The sequence below is a fragment of the Chryseobacterium lathyri genome (assembly GCF_030812195.1).
Lineage (GTDB): Bacteria > Bacteroidota > Bacteroidia > Flavobacteriales > Weeksellaceae > Chryseobacterium > Chryseobacterium lathyri_A.
Map to the genome: position 1 here is coordinate 127,764 of NZ_JAUSSF010000002.1, position 17,955 is coordinate 145,718.

The window sequence follows — 17,955 nt, forward strand, 5'->3', positions numbered from 1 at the left end:
TTAAAATGTAGCAATGTATCAGTTTAACAATGTAACAATAAGATCATTGGTAAATTAGTACATTGTTAAATTGTTATATTAAATTATTATTTCGTTTCACTTACTCTTAAAATATCTCCAAAAACTCCTCTTGCCGTTACCTGAGCTCCGGCTCCGGCTCCCATGATCACAATTGGGTTTTCACCGTAACTTTCCGTATAGATCTCGAAAATAGAGTCTGAGCCTTTCAACTGCCCTAATGCAGAGGTACCGAGTACAGAAACCAATTTCACATCGAGCTGTCCTTTGTCTTTCTGAAGGTCACCATGAAGATCACCCACATAACGAAGCACATTTCCTGGCTCCTGTCCTTCTTTGATTTTCTGGTATTCTTCATCCAGCTCATCCAGCCTTGAGATAAACTCGTTTTTATTTACGGACAGAAGATTTTCTGGAATTAAATTCTGGATGCTGATATCCTGAAATTCATTGATCAGGTCTAATTCTCTGGCCAGAATCAGAAGTTTCCTTGCCACATCGTTTCCGGAAAGGTCTTCACGCGGATCAGGTTCTGTATATCCTTTTTCCATTGCCTCTCCAATAATGGTTGAGAATTTATCATTTCTTACAGAGAAATTATTAAAGATATAACTCAATGATCCGGAGAATACCCCTTTGATTCTGGTAATATTTTCTCCTGAAAGGTGTAGCAGTTTAATAGTGTCAATCAATGGAAGACCTGCTCCTACGTTGGTTTCATAGAGATAACGTCTGTTGTTTTTACTCAACGTATACCTTAGTTTACGGTATTCTTCTATGGGAAGCGTATTGAATATTTTATTGGATGAGACCAGATCAAAACCGTTTTCAGCCAGTGCATGGTAATTTTTCACAAAATCCTTGCTAGCGGTATTATCCACCACGATCAGGTTTTCCAGCTGATTTTCTTTTGAAAAGTTGATCAATTCTTCTACATTTGAAGGATGTTCTGCTGTTAAAATCTCATCATTCCAGTCTTCATTAAAGCCTTTTTTATTGAAAGCTATTTTTCTTGAATTGGCTACTGCCACTACTTTAAGATCTATCTTTTTACGTCTTCTGATTTCTTCAGACGACTGTAAAACCTGCTCTATTAATGTTTTTCCTACATTTCCGTGACCAATGATCGCCAGGTGAACAGTTTTAGGTTTTTTAAAGATTTCGGATTCAATGATATTCTTTGTTTTTTCATCCTGGGAAGAGGTAACGACAATATTAACCCTGTTTTCTCCTGCAACCTGGTTGAGAAGAAGTGGAAAGACATTGTTTCTGGCCAGCTCTGCAAGAACTTTATTGAAATCTTCCGCTACAAATCCTAGTACGGAAACATTATTGATGCTGTAGATCTGCGAAACCTTTCCTGATTTTCTTTCCGCTTCAAATTCATCGATCAGGCAAGTCACTGCTTTTTCTGCATCGGCTTCATTTACCAGAATGGAGATGCCGTTTTCAATGGCCTGTTGGGAGATTACTCCTACACTGATGCGCGCCAAAGTAAGCGCCTTAAAAATTCTTCCGTCGATCCCTATTTCACCCAGGAAATCTTCTCCTTCAAATTTGATGATTGATCTGTTTTTTAAAAATTTTATTTCGTTAGCATTTCTCATTCTACAAAATATTTTTTATGATAGTATTTAATTGTTCGTATTCCATTAGGAAGGCATCATGCCCGTGAATTGACTGTATTTCATGATAGAAAACCTCTTTCTTTTTCTCTTTCAGCTGTTCAAAGCACATTCGGATTTCCGAAGCAGGGAAAAACAAATCTGTATCCACTGCGATAAGGTGCATCCGGGCACCGATTTTTTCTAACTGTTCTTCTTCGGTGTTGATATTCATCAGCAGATGATTCATCAATTTATAAGATTTCAAACTAAATCTTTCGTTTAATGAATTTCCGTGATAAACCAGCCAGTCTTCTGACTCTAGCCGTTGATTTTTATGATCGTATCTGTTTTGAAATCTGTCATTTAAGGATTGAGGTGTCCTGTAACACAGCATCGCATGGATTCTTGCTTTCTGCAGGGGTTCATCATTTCCGTTCAGCAAAAATTTCTGAATCAGGCATTGTGCGTGAAGCCAGTCGTGGGTTCTAAAATCACAGGCAATGGGAATAAAAATCTCCGCCAGCTCTGGTTGCTTGGCAAGCATTTCCCATGCAATTCCTCCTCCGAGAGAACCTCCGATAATGGCGTATAAGTTTTTGATATGTAAAGCTTCGAGGCCTTTCAGAAATATTTCAGCAATATCTGATGGCGTGAAGTCTTCGTATTCATCAATTAAAAAATGATCATATCCGTTTCCGGGAATATTGAAACACAGAACTGTATATTTATCCGTATCAATAACCTGATTTTCACCGATCAGCTTTTTCCACCATCCTTTTTCTCCGGAAACATTTGAATTTCCGGTTAAGGCATGATTTACCAATATAACGGGTGCTGTAAACAGGTCTTTCCCGAAGATCTGATAAGTCAACGGGATATTGTATTCCTTTTGGGAATGGGTACGATACGAAAGATTAATATAGTTTAGTTCTGTTTTCAATTCTATTATTTTAATACAATTGAAAATGCCACAGGAAATGGCTGAAAAGAACTTCAGTAAGTTATCTGTCCAAAATAAATTGGTAGAACGTAGCACCTTCTCTGCTTGCGCAAAGGGTTGCTAAGGTTTCATAGGGTCTAATCCCTCAACCTTTCTTGATAACATTTTCAATATTTGAATGAACGCTCTGCAAAGATAAGTCTTTTCTTTTAAATTTTAAAAGAAAAAATATTTAATATTAAAAAACACTGTAATAATAAGCATTTCAAGGCTATGTTAATAATTCTTCAGGTGAAAGGAATTGGAATTATTTTTCAAAAAAACTAACTTCGTATTGAAAAAGTGATGAAATATGACTGTTGAAAAAGAAAGATTACAAGATGCTAAGTGGAAAAACTGGGGTCCCTATGTTAGCAACCGGCAATGGGGAAATGTGCGTGAAGACTACAGCCCGAACGGGAATGCCTGGCATTACGCCAACCATAATAATGCAGAAAGTTATGCCTACCGGTGGGGTGAAGAAGGCATCGCAGGAATCTCTGATGTGAAACAACTTTTCTGTTTTGCCTTTTCCTTCTGGAATAAAAAAGATAAAATTGTAAAAGAACGTTTTTTTGGGTTAAGCAACCCTCAGGGTAACCACGGAGAAGATATCAAAGAAATTTTTTATTACTTAGATAATACACCTACCCACAGCTATATGAAAATGGTGTACAAATATCCTATCAATACATTTCCTTATGATGATCTTGTTGATGAAAACGGCAGGCGAAGCAAAAAGGAACCTGAATATGAAATATTTGATACAGGAATTTTTAATGATGATGAATATTTCGATATTTTCATTGAATACTGTAAGGCAGACCACAACGATATTCTTGCAAGGATAACCGTTCATAACAGAAGCCGACAGGAGGCTCCCATCGTTATAGCTCCGACTGCCTGGTTCCGAAACAACTGGAAATGGGGCTACAATACCTATAAGGGTCAAATGAATGCTTCATATGACGGATGCATTGATATTCATCATGACAGCATCTCGATTAGAAAGTTCTATTCAAGAAATCTGGCTGCTAAAAATGCATTCTGTGAAAATGAAACGAATACTCCCAAATTATATGGAGCACCTTATCCGGGAAACACCTACTTTAAAGACGGAATAAATGATCACATTATCTATGGAAGCAATACGATAAATCCCGAAAAGAGAGGTACCAAAGCATCTTTTATCATTGATGAGATGATTGGGGCAGGACAATCTAAAACTTTTGATTTCAGATTGTGCCCTGATGAGACAGACGAACCTTTTGACAAGTTTGACGAAATTTTCAGTACAAGAACTGCCGAAGCCGATGAGTTTTACAATGATATCCAGAGTGAAACAACAAACGAAGACGAAAGGAATGTCCAGCGACAAGCTTTTGCAGGACTTCTCTGGAATAAACAGTTCTATCACTACAATGTTGGAAAATGGCTGAAAGGTGACCCTAATCATGAGGCTCCCAGAAATTTCAATGAGTATGTAAGAAATACAGAATGGAACCATCTTCACAATAAGGACATTATTTCTATGCCTGATAAATGGGAGTATCCATGGTATGCAACGTGGGATCTGGCATTTCACTGCGTTCCTTTTTCTATTATTGACGGTGAATTTGCAAAAGGACAACTTCTGCTTTTAACAAAGGAATGGTATATGCATCCCAATGGCCAGCTCCCTGCCTATGAATGGAACCTGAGCGACGTAAATCCACCGGTTCATGCATGGTCCTGCTTCCGGGTTTTCAAAATTGATGAAAAACAGAATGGGAAACCGGATCTTTTATTTCTTGAAAAAGTTTTCCAGAAACTCCTTCTGAACTTTACATGGTGGGTAAACAGAAAGGATAAAAGCGGTAACAATATTTTTGGGGGCGGTTTCCTTGGTCTGGATAATATCGGGGCTTTTGACCGTAATATGGAACTGAAGGATGGGCAACACCTCGAACAGGCCGACGGAACAAGCTGGATGGCGATGTATGCTCTTAATATGATGCGGATTGCCATGGAACTTGCACAGTACTATCAGGTTTATGAAGATATGGCGATCAAGTTTTTCGAACATTATCTGTATATCGCAGAAGCAATGGAAAATCTGGGTGACGGTAAAGAGGGCTTATGGAATGAAGAGGATGGATTTTTCTATGATGTACTGCAGCTCGGTAACGGAGACAGTGTTTCATTGAAATTAAGAAGCATTGTAGGATTGATCCCAATGTTTGCCGTGGAAATTGTAGACCATAAATTATTAGAGAAAATGCCTAATTTCCAGGCAAGAATGGATTGGGTATTAAAAAACAAACCGGAGCTCACGAAGCTGGTTTCCCACTGGGATGAGGAAGGACAAGGAAGAAAGCATCTGATGAGCATTTTACGTAAAAACAGACTGACAAAGGTTTTAAAAAGAATGCTTGATGAGAATGAATTTTTAAGTTCTTACGGGATCCGTGCTATGTCGAAGGTGTACGAGGAAAATCCGTTTGTGTTTTCAGTTCACGGTACGGAAAATGTAGTCTACTATACTCCTGCAGAAAGCGACAGCAGGATGTTCGGGGGGAACAGCAACTGGAGAGGACCTATCTGGTTCCCTATTAATTTCCTGATTGTAGAAAGTTTACAGCGTTTTCATTTTTACTATGGAAACAGCTTAAAGGTGGAATTCCCTACCGGAAGTGGCGAGAAAAAAAACCTGGATGAAGTGGCACAAAATATCAGCAAAAGATTATGTTCGCTGTTTTTAAAAGATGAAGATGGTCAGAGACCTTTCAACGGAGGAAATGCCAAATTTAATTATGATGAGCATTTTAAGGATTATATTACATTCTTTGAATACTTTCACGGAGATAATGGCCGGGGTGTAGGAGCTTCCCATCAGACTGGATGGACGGCAACGGTTGCAAAGCTAATGAAACCAAGAATGACCATATAAAATGTGGCGGCCGGCCCATCTGGGCCGGCCGCTTTATAATCAATTAAAAAATATCAAACTTTCTCTCCGTTCACCAAAACTTCATACCCGATTTCTACATTAGGTTCTAAAGTTTTTGATACGGAACAGTACTTCTCAAAAGACAGCTGGGCTGCTTTCAATGCTTTTTTAGGATCAATATTTCCTTCCAGAAGGAATTTCACTTTGATAGCCTTAAATGGCTTTGCATCTTCTACAGGAACCCTTTCTCCTTCTACTTCTGCCTGGAAACCTGTGATTTCCTGACGCTGTTTTTTCAGGATAGCCACTACATCTATTCCACTGCATCCGGCTACGGCCATGAGTACGCTTTCCATAGGAGAAACGCCTTTAGCTCCCGGCTGTGAGGTATTGTCCAAAAGGATGGAATTCCCCTGGGAATTGGTACATTCAAATAAAAAGTCGTCGTTGAGTCTGTTGAGTGTTATTTTCATTTTTAAATTTTATTGTAAGATTTCAACTTCATTCAGAATGACTGAAGCCTTTAGATTTATTATTAAAGCAAAATTATAAAATTCCTCTCGCTTTTATCTCCAAATATTTATTGATAACGTCAATATTCAAGTTTTCAGGCAAGGTATACACCGTATAGATTCCATACTTCCTAAGTTCCTGAATGATCAGTTTCTTTTCAAACTCAAATTTTTCAGCAATGATCTCATCATAAATTTCCTGCATACTTTCAGAGTTTTTATGGATAAGGGTCTGTAATTCTGAATTTTTAAAAAATACGACAACCAGCAGATGATTTTTTGCAATACCACGGAGGTATTTCAGTTGCCGGTTTAATCCGTCAAGAGTTTCAAAATTGGTAAAAAGCAAAATAAGGCTTCTCTGGTTCAGAGAATATTTTACATCCTGGTACAAACGGTTAAAATCACTTTCAAAAAAGTCAGTTTTAATATTGTACAGAGCTTCTGAGATCTTTTTTAGCTGTCCGGATTTGTTTTCAGCTGCGATTTTATTTTCAGTCTTTTTTGAGAAGGTCATCATTCCTGCCCGATCGCCTTTCTTGAGGATAATATGGGAAAGAGCCATAGCTGCATTGATAGAGTAATCTAGCAGACTCAACCCGTTGAAAGGCATTTTCATCGTCCTTCCTTTATCAATCAGAATAAAGATACGCTGTGATTTTTCATCCTGAAACTGATTGACCATCAGTCGGTTCGTTTTAGAGGTAGCTTTCCAGTTAATAGTTCTGATATCATCTCCGGGAACATATTCTTTGATCTGCTCAAACTCCATGGTATGCCCCAGTTTTCTTATTTTTTTGATTCCACCCAGCATAAATTCACTTTGGAGTGCCATCAGTTCATATTTTCTGAGATGAATAAAAGACGGATAGGCAGGCAGCATAGCATCTTTCTGAAAATTAAACCTTCTGGCCACAAAGCCTAATGGTGAAGAAGCATATATATTCAGGTTTCCGAAACTGTATTCTCCTCTTTCTTTGGGCTCCAAACTATACTGGAAGTAGGTGTTTTTACCTGATTCAATATTTTTTGTAATTAAAAAATCTCTTTTCTGGAACTGAAACGGAATTTCATCAATGATCTTCGTACTGATCTTAAAGCTGTAATTATTTTTAATATCGATTTTCACAAAATTCTCATCTCCATTGGACAGTTTTTCCGGCAGTATTCTTTGAGCAAGCACTGCGTTCTTTTGATTAAATAATAAAAGATAATCTACCATTACTGCAAGAAAACACAACAGCAACAGTATGTGAGCAGCCCACATCAGGACCGGGAAGAAAAAAGCAAGGACATACAGTATCCCCACTCCGATGAGCGAAAAGAAAAATCGTGTATTGATGTATAGGTTTTTCATATTTTAAGGATTAGGGGATTAGCTGCGATAAATAATTACCTGTTTGACCTAATCCCTACCATCTATCTCGGAATCTCTATTCCCTCTAAGATCTGGCGTATAATTTCATCTGCCGTAAGACCTTCCATCTCTCTTTCCGGAGAAACAATCACCCTGTGTCTTAATACGGCATAGCTTGCTTCTTTGATATCTTCAGGTGTTACAAAGTCTCTTCCCCTAAGCGCTGCGAAAGATTTGGAAGCCGTAAGCAGGGCCAATGAAGCTCTCGGAGAAGCACCCAGATACAGGAACTGGTTCTCTCTTGTATTAACTATAATTTTGGCAATATATTCCATGAGCTGAGATTCCACTATGATCTCTTTTACCAGATGCTGGTAACTCTTCAGCTGTTCTGCACTAATAACGCGGTTTACACCCTCTGTTTTATCCTCTTTTTTGCTTTCGTGCTGGTTTCTGATGATGGCGATCTCCTGTTCCAGATTAGGATATCCTACATTAATTTTGAACAGGAAACGGTCCAGCTGTGCTTCAGGGAGCCTGTACGTTCCTTCATGTTCTATAGGGTTCTGGGTAGCTACTACCAGGAATGGCTCATCCATAATGTAGCGGGTTCCGTCCATGGTGATCTGTCTTTCTTCCATTACTTCGAACAATGCTGCCTGTGTTTTTGCAGGCGATCTGTTGATCTCATCAATTAATATAAAGCTAGAAAAGATAGGTCCTTTTTTAAACTCAAATTCAGAGTTTTTCACACTGAAAACAGAGGTTCCCAGAATATCAGAAGGCATAAGATCCGGTGTAAACTGGATTCTGCTGAAACCTACATCAATAGTTTTTGCCAGAAGCTTGGCTGTAATGGTTTTTGCCACTCCCGGAACACCTTCAATCAATACGTGTCCGTTGGATAAAAGGGCTGCAATAAGATGCTCAACCATACTTTCTTGTCCTACAATAACTTTGGCTATTTCAGCTTTTACTTTATCTAAACTGGCACGCAGCTCAATCATATCAATCCTCGATTGAAACTTGTCTTCGTTTTTATTTAAATTTATAGAACTTTGATTCTCTAAATTCTGGTTTTCAAAATTTTCCATAATTATATTTTTTCAATATAACAATGTGACAGTTTAGCAATAAATCACCGATATTTCTGCTTATCCTACTCTATTGTTACATTACTAGATTATATATTTTATTTGAGTATTTCATCAAGAAGTTTATTCATTCTCACAAGGTCTTCTTTCATGACACTTGCATAAGGATCCTGTCCTTTTCTCACCAAAGCTATAGCTTCATCAATCATTTCGGTTGGTTTCCCTGTTTTCAAATGGAGTTTTTTGACAAATTCCGCATCCAGATTCTGGGTATCGATCAACAGGTCCATTCTTATTTTATTCAGGAAATACTGCGCTTTTTTAGCCATCATATCATGAAAATTTCCTTCCTGAAGATAAAGATTTCCAATGCTTTTCACAAAATCTACAGAAGTATTTCTCAGCGGCTCCAAAACAGGGATTATCCGCTGTTTTCTTTTTGCATTAAAGAAAATAAACAGTACAAGTCCGCCTAAAAACACCCACCAGGCATACTTCAATGCGGGATTGGACAGGACAAATCTCATAAAGAAACGTGATACCTTGGTATCATTTTCTACAAACCAAACGGTTTCCCTATCCTTAAGGTACGAAAAAACATCCTGCGTATATTTTAAGCTTCCGGACTTCAACAGGTAATAATTCGTCAGGAAAAGCGGTTCACAATGTACATAGATGGTCCCTTTTCCAAAGCTGGTTTTAATAAAATTCGCCTGGTCCGAATTGTTTCTTTCCACTGTTTTACCCAGCACTTCCACTTTTGGTTTGATGTATGAAAATCCTCTACCAGACGGAAATTTATCTAATTTAATAAAATCATTCTGGTATTCTTTATCCGTAAGCTTCAGGACATTTTCCTCTTCAAAAGAAATATCTGAGCTATGATAGCCAATACTGTCTGAAATATCTTTGGGGACCCGGCTCACCAGAATCATTGCGTCTGAACCATTTGACACCTGGTCCAGGATTTTTTTCCAGGATTCTTTATCCAGATCTTTTTCTATAACAAGAATGTTGTGTATGCCTTTCTTTCCCTGGCTATAATAGTCGTAAGGTGTCTGTTCTGTTTTTTTCAGATTATTTTTAAACAGATCTTTGGCTTCATTATTAAAAACAAACAGTCCGAACGGAGATTTTTCGTTGATATTAAAGTTCTTACGCCAGTTTATTGTTTCTTTTTTATTGACTTCAAGCAACGCCAGAATAAGCATCACAATGATGAATATCACAGCATATATTTTGAAGGTTTTTTTCATGGTTAATGGTTTAAATTACGGTTTAAATGCCTGGTATTGGTCTTTAAATTTCACATAAGCCTGCTCATCAATGGGAAACTCTCCGTACCAAACATAGTCAAAAATATAGGACAGCCTGGAAAATTCATTTTTCAGATGCTCTGCTTTAAGCTCCATCACATAATCCTTATTGGTTTTTTCAGGATTCCAGCTGATCTGTTTTTTGTCACTCAGCTTTTTCAGAATAAATAGAAACTGATATCGAACCGACGAACGGTAATCCCCTTCCCGTTCAAATTTCAGAATGCTTTCAGGAAAATTGATCTCGTGGATATTTTCATGAAGCTCTTCTGCCTTGATTTCCGTTTTTTTATTTTTCTTGCTGAAGAAAAGGTTGCCATCTTTCCCCATCAGATATTTAATGATAAAATACAGAAGAAACCCTACCAGAATAATCGCAAAGAGACGAATAAGAATGGTGGTTATTTTTGCAGAATTGGTAAAAACAGTTTCGCCAAAAATGCTTTGCAGGATCTTATCTATTCTCCTCATTAGTTTCTGGAAGAAAGATTCTTTCGGCTTCGAAACCGAATAATCAAATTCATTTCCTTTATATCTTGACTGAAGATTTTCTTTAAATGTCTTTGGATAGACTGTATTTTCCGAAACCGGTTTTCTGATCAATACAGAATCTGCACGGAGCATGTTTCTGTAATGCCCGGTTCCCAGAGAGTCTACCATATACTCTTCTACTGTTGCAGGCTCATCATCATCCTGTGCACGAACAGGACAAATGAAGAAAAAAAGCAGCAGAAAAAAAAGAAACTTATTCATTAATACCGATGGTTTCTATTTCTTCAAGTTCGGCTTTCTGATGAAGATCCGTCCTGCTGTCATAATACATCAGGCCTGCATTGATATACATCAGGTTGGAAAGTAATAATGAAGCCAGCATTGAAATTCCATAAAACACAAAAAATATGATGCCTGCTACTCCTGTGAAGGGATTTTCTTCAAAATTTCCATTTGGAGTGGATGTCAGAAGTGACCCGTAAACAAAGAACATGGGAACAAACGTAAATACAGAAGTAATCATATACATAATAATGAACATGATAATGGATGCTCCCCAATATTTCCAGTATGGGGATTTTTCGTTCCCATTAGGATAGGAAAACTGGGATCTTATGGAATAGCTCAAACTTTCTATAAAGCCTCTTTTTGTATTAAAATAATCATACATCAGAAATGCAGAGACATTGAATGCTGTAGGATAAACAAGCAGCATGAGAAAAAAGCCAATGATAATCAGCATCAATACATAAGAAAACCCTATCAGGATCATCATTATGGGAAGTACAATAAACAGCATCCCTATACACATTTTAGCAATTCTTCCGGCATTTCTTTTAAAATCACCCAGTATCTCATCTGTCTTTATTTTTTGGGCTCCTTCGGTTATTCTTTTCAAGTAGAAAACAGGATACAGATAATTGACGATTCCCAAAAGGACAAAGAGTACAAAAACCAGTATTCCGGTAACGATCAGCATTCCTGCATTTTCTGAAAAATACCTTTCAAAATAGTAACTTTCTCCACTGATATTGGAACCGACAAGCTGTCCGAAGATTTCTCTAAAGCCAAAAATCACTACAGCAACTGTTAGTATTAACAGCAGCCCGTTGATCAGGATATAGTTTTTGAAATAGTTTTTTCCGTATAATTTGAAAAAATTAAAGCTGTCACTGATGAAAGCGCCAAATTCTCTTTTTTTATAAAACTGCATCATGGTTGTGATTATTAATTTTTTTATAAACCACTGAAGGATAAACAAAGTAGTAAAATCCTATAATGGCAAGTGAACTGATTATTATGGCTAAATTTACCACCAGCGGCATTTTCAAAGCATGTCTGGTGACATAGCCTTCGATAATTCCCGCACAAATGGTAAACGGAATGGTACTGAGGAAGATTTTAAAAGAATCCTTAAACCCTTTTTTAAAGGAATTGAATCTTGAAAATGTTTTCGGAAACAGGATACTCGCCCCCAGAATCAGACCGCACATGGCTTCTACAACCATTGCAAAGATCTCGAAAACGCCGTGAAGCCAAATTCCTCTTGCACTGTCTTTCAAAGCACCGTAATCATAGAAAAAATATTGAAAGGACCCCAGCATAACACTGTTGGAAAGCAGTGCAAACAGTGTCCCTACTCCCCCCATAATCCCATAAATATATAATTTCGCGCCTACTCCAATATTATTGAAAATAATCCCGATTGTACTTCCCCATGTAGAACCACTCTGGTAGACTCCTACCGCATTACCTTTTTTAATGTTTTCTATGGTTTCATTAACATAGTCTTCTCCAAGAATGATATTCGCAAAGTCTTTATCATATGCTCCGGAAAGCACTCCAATTGAGGTAAACAGAGTGAAAAACAGAAAAGCATACATAAGATATCTTCTGTATTGGTGTACCAGCAAGGGAACTTCTGTCCTGAAGAAATAGATCAACCTGTTTTCTTCTACTCTTTTGGTTTTATAGATCTTCTGGTATATCTGCGAAGACAAATGATTCAGATATACTGTCGTATTGCTTTTAGGATAATAGGTCTGTGCAAATGAAAGATCATTGATCAGGTTGATATACAGCGAAGACAGGTCATCAGGATTTTTTTTTATTTTCCCTTGAATAACCTGTTCAATTCCCAACCATTTTTCTTTATTTTGTTTAATGAAATAAACTTCTCTCATAATTGTAAGGCTAAAATAATAAAAATTATGTCTCAAATTGCGATAAATACCTCACAAAATGTAAATATTAACTTTAATATTGCTAGTGTTGGAGAAAGAATGCTTGCCTTCATTATCGATCTTTTGATAAAGGTTGCTTATGCCGTCATTGTATTTTATCTTTTCTTCAATATTTTTGATCTTGGGTATTTATTGGCAGGGCTAGATCAATGGTCTGTCATGGCAGTTTATATTGTTCTTACATTTCCTGTTTATATTTATCCCGTTGTTTTAGAAAGCCTGATGGAAGGACAGACTCCCGGGAAAAAGCTAATGAAAATCCGGGTAGTAAAAATAGATGGTTACCAAGCGAGTTTTGGTGATTATCTGATCCGTTGGGTTTTCAGACTGATTGACACTTCAGCAGTCGGTGTTGTAGGCCTGATCTCCATGATTGTCTCTAAAAATAATCAGCGCCTGGGCGATATCGCTTCCGGTACTGCGGTGATATCTTTAAAAAATAATATCAATATTTCCCATACCATCTTAGAAAATATTCATGAAGACTATGTCCCGTCATTCCCTCAGGTCATTGCATTAAGCGATAATGATATGCGGATCATCAAAGATAATTACACCAAAGCTCTGAAAGTAGACGACCGTCAAATCATCAGCCGGCTTTCTGATAAGATCAAAAGCATTTTAAAATTGGAAATAGATCCCAGGAAGATGACGGAAAGGCAGTTTATCAATATAGTGATTAAGGATTATAATTACTATACGGGAAAGGATAATTGATGATGAAGATGTCAATGGCCAATTTTGCTTTGCAAGTGAATGATCAATTTTATCTTATTCCGAAAACATTCTTCCAAATTTTATCGAATTAAAAATTAACTGTGAAGCAAATTCACTATTGACAATTCACCATTAACAATTATCCGGCGGTGCAATTTTTGTATCTTTAAAACAAAGATTTGAATTATGAAATTTGAAAACAACAAATCAGGAAACGGCGGTGTTCTAACACTGAACAATGATATAAAAGAAGTCGGAAGACTTACGTATACTATTTTCCCGGAAGAAAGTAAATTTATTATTTCTTTCGTACTGGTTCACCCGGAATTTGAAGGCCGTGGAATGGGAAAATATCTGGTTGAGAAAGCTATAAAATTTGCCAGAGAGAACAACTGGAAAGTTTATCCTCACTGCTCTTATGCAAGGGCTGTGATGACAAGAATGAATGATGTAGAAGATGTTTTTCTAAAGAATTAAAACTTCATTGACCAGAATCTCCTCAATATCATCTGGATAATCTACTTTTAAGTGATGGTCTGAAGCCACCCATTCCATAATTTCCTGGAGGTTTAGCACTTTAGAGTTTGGGATTCCCATAAGATTTAAAGCACTGGCATTACATTCCTGTTCGTATTGGTTATGAATAGGAATTACAAACAGTTTTTTATCCAGGAAAAGTGCTTCTGCCGGAGTTTCAAAACCTGCATTACATAAGATACCATCACAGCTTTCAAAGTATTTCAGATACTGAACCTCGTCAATAGGGAAAATTTCAACGTTTTTAACTTTAACCTGTACCTTGCTGTACTTAGAAAATACTTTCCACTGTACAGGAATCTGTTTTAAAACCTTGATGATATTCTCATCTGCAAAGCTGGGAAGATAAACCAGATAATATCCTTTTTTATCCGGATTGAGATTTCGGATTTTATGCCTGATTACCGGTTTTTTTATCTGAGGATGGTAATTTTCAAAATGAAAGCCGATCTTTCTTTCACTGGGAACATAATATTTCAGGATCAGCTCCCCCAAAAAATCTTTCTTTTCTGGTTTTGGCGTTTCAGGAAAACTCATGGAAGCCTGATGGCTCAGCTCAATCATTGGGAGCTTCTTCAGCTTACTGGCCCAACCGGTCAGAGGCTCATAATCATTAATGATCAGATCATATTGTGAAAGATCCAGCTCCCGGATTGTTTTTATGGCTTCAAGAAATTTATTTTCAGTAAACGTTTTGCGATAGGATAAACCGCCTGTTTTGTTATAAAGAAGAGAAATACCCTTATGTTGAAAATTAATGTCAAAATCAGCCTTTAACTGTGACTGGTGACCACTGATCAATGTATCAACTGAAGCATATTTTTTGAGGATAGGAATAATCTCCTGTGCTCTGGCAACATGTCCGTTTCCTGTCCCTTGAAATGCATACAGTACTTTCATTTAAGAAAAATTAGTTACTATTTTCAGAAGCTCAGAGCTGTCCATATCCTGGATTTCTTCTACTTCATCATCTTTAAGTGAATCTTTATGGTCGTCATAATAAAATATTTTCCATTCTTTATCATGGTATTCTAATGCCGACAGGTTTTCGATCCAGTCTCCGGAATTAAGATAAGTACACGATCCTTTTTTAGTAATGACTTCACGGATCTGAGGCTGGTGGATATGCCCGCAGATTACATAATCATACTGATTGTCAATAGCCAGTTCGGAAGCAGTCAATTCAAAGTCGCCAATATATTTAACTGCTTTTTTTACATTGTTTTTGATCTTCTTGGAAAATGAATATTTCTCTCTGCCCATTTTCTCTAAAAACCAATTGATAATATTATTGATGACAATCAGGAGGTCATAGCCTTTTCCGCCAAGCTTCGCAATCCATTTGGAATGCTGAACGGAAGCATCAAAAACATCTCCATGAAATATCCAGGTTTTCTTTTGATTAATATCAAGACATATTTTATTGCAAACCTTCAGTTTTCCCAATTCGAAATCCGTAAACTTACGGAACATCTCATCGTGATTGCCTGTAATATAGTAGACCTGAGTATTTTTAGTGGCCAATGAAAGGATCTTTTTGATCACTTTCAAGTGAGGTTTAGGGAAGTAAGACTTTTTAAACTGCCAGATATCAATGATATCACCATTCAAAACTAACGTTTTAGGCTGAATAGAATTGAGATACCGCAACAGTTCTTTAGCCTTACATCCATAAGTTCCCAAATGAACATCCGATATAACAACTAACTCAACATTTCTTTTCATAGTTTTATACAAAGAAACTAATTGAAAGTTAACTGTATATGAATGCTATATTATTTTTTATAGTGAGCTCATCAGCTCATCTGTGATTTCCATATTGTGATAAACGTTCTGCACATCATCATCATCTTCGAAGCGCTCAAGCATTTTCATATTGGCTTTGAACTGCTCTTCATTTACTTCTTTGGTATTGTTCGGGATCCTCTGAAGTTCTGCGCTTTTTGCTTCAATTCCCAATTCGTCTAATTTATGTGACAATGAACCAAAGTCTTCAAAAGCTGTGGTAATCATTACTTCATCCTCATCTTTTTCCACATCTTCAGCACCCCCGTCAATCATTTCCATTTCAAAATCGTCCCAATCCATTTTGACCTGAGATAAATCCAGGCTGAAAATTCCTTTTCTGTCGAAGATAAAAGCTAATTCACCATTCTTACCAAGGTTACCATCAAACTTATTGAAAATTGCTCTTACATTGGCAACGGTTCTTGTTGTATTGTTGGTTGTACATTCAACAAAGAAAGCGACACCGCCCTGCCCGTATCCTTCATAAGTAACCTCTTCGTAGTTTTCTGCATCAGCACCACTTGCTTTTTTGATAGCTCTTTCTACGTTGTCTTTGGGCATATTTGCACCCTTGGCATTCTGGATACATCTTCTTAAAGCAGGGTTAGCTTCAGGATCTGTTCCTCCAGCTTTTACTGCCAGCGCGATATCTTTACCAATCTTAGAGAAAGTTTTGGCCATTTTATCCCATCTGGCCATTTTAGAAGCTTTTCTATATTCAAATGCTCTTCCCATTTTAATTTTTAAATTTTCAACAAAATTAACTAAAAGTCAACAAAAAAAAAATACCCCCAAAAAATTGGAGGTATTTATTATTTAGAAAAATTAATTATTTTTTCTTTTTAACTACTTTTTTCTTAGCTGTAGATTTTTTAGTAGCTTTTTTCACTGGAGCATCTTCGTAATCTTTCTTAGAGATTGCATTCCACTCGTTAGCATCTTCAACAGCAGTTACAACAACTTTTCTGTCAGCTTGTCTTTCAGCATCAGAAGCTTTTTCAGAAACTGTAGCTTTAGTTTCACCAACTCCGATTGACTTAAGAGAGTTAGCATCAACACCTCTAGCTTCTAAAGCAGAAACTACAGAAGCAGCTCTTTGTCTAGAAAGTTTCAAGTTGTATTCAGCAGCACCTTTAGCATCAGTTTGACCTTCAACTAAATAGTTACCTCCATCAGTTTTGATGATTTTAGCAGCATTGTCTAGTTTTGCACTAGATTCTGGTCTGATAGTCGCTTTATTGAAATCAAAGAAGATACCTTTAAGTGCTTCTGTTGTTTCAATAGCAGTTTGTTTCTTAGGCTTAGGACATCCGTTGTATTCTGGAAGACCTGGAACTGTAGGACAAGCGTCATCTTTATCTAAGATTCCGTCACCGTCTGTATCTGGCCAAGGACAACCGTTGTTTTCAGCAGGACCTGCTACTGTAGGACAAGCATCATCTTTGTCGATAACACCGTCACCATCTGTATCTGGCCAAGGACAACCGTTGTTTTCAACTGGACCAGCTACTTCTGGACATTGATCGTCTTTATCTGGAACTCCGTCACCGTCAGTATCAGGACATCCTTGGAATTCTGGTAAACCAGGAGTATCTGGACAAAGGTCATCTTTATCTAGGATACCATCCTTATCTCTGTCTCTGTTACCGAATCTGAATAAGATCGATGCAGAAGCTTGCCAGAAGTTACCCACCGTAGATTTATCACCTGGAGTTGATACGTAATCTCCCTGAACACCAAGACCGAAGTTCTTAGTTACCCAGAAGTTAGCACCAGCACCTGTAGAAAGTGTAAAGTGGTTAGCTTTTCCGTTTTCGTTACCACCGTCTCCGTTAGAAACAGATTCACCTTTGTAATCGTTTCTTGGGAAAGTAAGAGCAGTATAATCATGTCTCAGGTAGTTAGCACCAACTCTCAAATATGGATCGAACCAAGATTCTTCATTCCATAGAAGACCAGCTGCTTTAGCCTGGAAACCAAGACCTGTCATTAGGAAAAATTCTTTTCCCATGTTAAATCTCTTATTATCTACATTACCTACAGAAGTCTGCCAGTCGATAACTAAACCTTTACCGATGTTTCTAGCAACTGTTAATTTAGATAATGGAGGTGTAATAGAGAAGTTGTTCATATTGAACATCGTCTTCGTTAAATTATTAGCAGAGAACGTATTACTGAATTCTGTCTGTACTGCCTTATGGTTTTCCGCATGAGCACCAACTCCGATCAACCACGGATTATTGGTAGTCTGCGCAAAGACAGTAGAGGCAACAGTAAGCGCCAATGCTGAAATTCCTAATTTTAGATTTTTCATAGAATTAAATGATTAAATAATTGATAATGCAAAATAAATATAATTTTTCTTT

16 protein-coding genes and 1 riboswitch are annotated in these 17,955 nt (G+C 37.2%); of the genes, 3 read left to right on the forward strand and 13 right to left on the reverse strand.

Annotated features, from left to right (window positions below; translation table 11 throughout):
- Positions 1-86: 86 nt before the first annotated feature.
- Both J2T03_RS10755 and J2T03_RS10760 read right to left on the reverse strand, forming a co-directional pair.
- Positions 87-1,625, reverse strand: coding sequence for an ACT domain-containing protein (locus J2T03_RS10755; protein ID WP_307211196.1), 1,539 nt, complete (start codon positions 1,623-1,625; stop codon positions 87-89).
- Between the two features lies 1 nt (position 1,626).
- Entirely contained in the window at positions 1,627-2,565 is a 939-nt protein-coding gene (locus tag J2T03_RS10760) for an alpha/beta fold hydrolase (RefSeq protein ID WP_307211197.1), read from the reverse strand.
- Between the two features lie 58 nt (positions 2,566-2,623).
- Positions 2,624-2,730: riboswitch (SAM riboswitch) on the reverse strand.
- A 187-nt stretch (positions 2,731-2,917) separates the two neighbouring features.
- On the opposite strand from J2T03_RS10760, the gene J2T03_RS10765 reads away from it, so the two are divergent.
- Positions 2,918-5,533 carry an MGH1-like glycoside hydrolase domain-containing protein gene (locus tag J2T03_RS10765; RefSeq protein ID WP_307211198.1) on the forward strand — a complete coding sequence of 872 codons (2,616 nt, stop codon included), beginning with the start codon at positions 2,918-2,920 and terminating at the stop codon, positions 5,531-5,533.
- A 53-nt stretch (positions 5,534-5,586) separates the two neighbouring features.
- Here J2T03_RS10765 and J2T03_RS10770 read toward each other — a convergent pair whose 3' ends face one another.
- The 7 genes from J2T03_RS10770 to J2T03_RS10800 all read right to left on the reverse strand — a co-directional run bounded on the left by J2T03_RS10770 (position 5,587) and on the right by J2T03_RS10800 (position 12,487).
- Positions 5,587-6,006, reverse strand: a complete 420-nt coding sequence (locus J2T03_RS10770) for an OsmC family protein (protein WP_306840389.1) — start codon at positions 6,004-6,006, stop codon at positions 5,587-5,589.
- A 73-nt stretch (positions 6,007-6,079) separates the two neighbouring features.
- A complete protein-coding gene (locus J2T03_RS10775; RefSeq protein ID WP_307211199.1) occupies positions 6,080-7,402 on the reverse strand; it encodes a DUF58 domain-containing protein in 1,323 nt (440 codons plus the stop codon).
- Positions 7,403-7,464: 62 nt separating this feature from the next.
- Positions 7,465-8,496, reverse strand: coding sequence for an AAA family ATPase (locus J2T03_RS10780; protein ID WP_306840391.1), 1,032 nt, complete (start codon positions 8,494-8,496; stop codon positions 7,465-7,467).
- 98 nt (positions 8,497-8,594) lie between these two features.
- On the reverse strand, positions 8,595-9,752 hold the full coding sequence (locus J2T03_RS10785) for a hypothetical protein (RefSeq protein ID WP_306840392.1): 1,158 nt from the start codon (positions 9,750-9,752) through the stop codon (positions 8,595-8,597).
- Positions 9,753-9,767: 15 nt separating this feature from the next.
- Positions 9,768-10,565 carry a DUF4129 domain-containing protein gene (locus tag J2T03_RS10790; RefSeq protein WP_307211200.1) on the reverse strand — a complete coding sequence of 266 codons (798 nt, stop codon included), beginning with the start codon at positions 10,563-10,565 and terminating at the stop codon, positions 9,768-9,770.
- Positions 10,558-11,520, reverse strand: a complete 963-nt coding sequence (locus J2T03_RS10795) for a DUF4013 domain-containing protein (protein ID WP_306840394.1) — start codon at positions 11,518-11,520, stop codon at positions 10,558-10,560. The genes J2T03_RS10790 and J2T03_RS10795 overlap by 8 nt, the downstream gene beginning before the upstream one ends.
- Positions 11,504-12,487, reverse strand: a complete 984-nt coding sequence (locus J2T03_RS10800) for a stage II sporulation protein M (RefSeq protein ID WP_306840395.1) — start codon at positions 12,485-12,487, stop codon at positions 11,504-11,506. Before J2T03_RS10800 ends, J2T03_RS10795 begins: the two co-directional genes overlap by 17 nt.
- 27 nt (positions 12,488-12,514) lie before the next feature.
- Between J2T03_RS10800 and J2T03_RS10805 the strand changes: the two genes are divergently transcribed.
- Entirely contained in the window at positions 12,515-13,264 is a 750-nt protein-coding gene (locus J2T03_RS10805; RefSeq protein ID WP_306840396.1) for an RDD family protein, read from the forward strand.
- A gap of 186 nt (positions 13,265-13,450) precedes the next feature.
- Positions 13,451-13,741: a GNAT family N-acetyltransferase gene (locus J2T03_RS10810; RefSeq protein ID WP_307211202.1), complete on the forward strand. Its 291-nt coding sequence runs from the start codon at positions 13,451-13,453 to the stop codon at positions 13,739-13,741.
- On the opposite strand, the gene J2T03_RS10815 is transcribed toward J2T03_RS10810, so the two are convergent.
- The 4 genes from J2T03_RS10815 to J2T03_RS10830 form a co-directional block, all read right to left on the reverse strand.
- Complete coding sequence (locus tag J2T03_RS10815) at positions 13,730-14,701, reverse strand: glycosyltransferase family protein (RefSeq protein ID WP_307211204.1); 972 nt, start codon at positions 14,699-14,701, stop codon at positions 13,730-13,732. The two genes, J2T03_RS10810 and J2T03_RS10815, sit on opposite strands and share 12 nt — an antisense overlap.
- Positions 14,702-15,526 (reverse strand): UDP-2,3-diacylglucosamine diphosphatase, encoded by an 825-nt coding sequence (locus J2T03_RS10820; RefSeq protein ID WP_307211205.1) that lies wholly within the window; start codon positions 15,524-15,526, stop codon positions 14,702-14,704.
- A 57-nt stretch (positions 15,527-15,583) separates the two neighbouring features.
- Positions 15,584-16,324 carry a YebC/PmpR family DNA-binding transcriptional regulator gene (locus tag J2T03_RS10825; RefSeq protein WP_306840400.1) on the reverse strand — a complete coding sequence of 247 codons (741 nt, stop codon included), beginning with the start codon at positions 16,322-16,324 and terminating at the stop codon, positions 15,584-15,586.
- Between the two features lie 94 nt (positions 16,325-16,418).
- Entirely contained in the window at positions 16,419-17,903 is a 1,485-nt protein-coding gene (locus J2T03_RS10830; RefSeq protein WP_307211207.1) for an OmpA family protein, read from the reverse strand.
- Positions 17,904-17,955 lie beyond the last annotated feature (52 nt).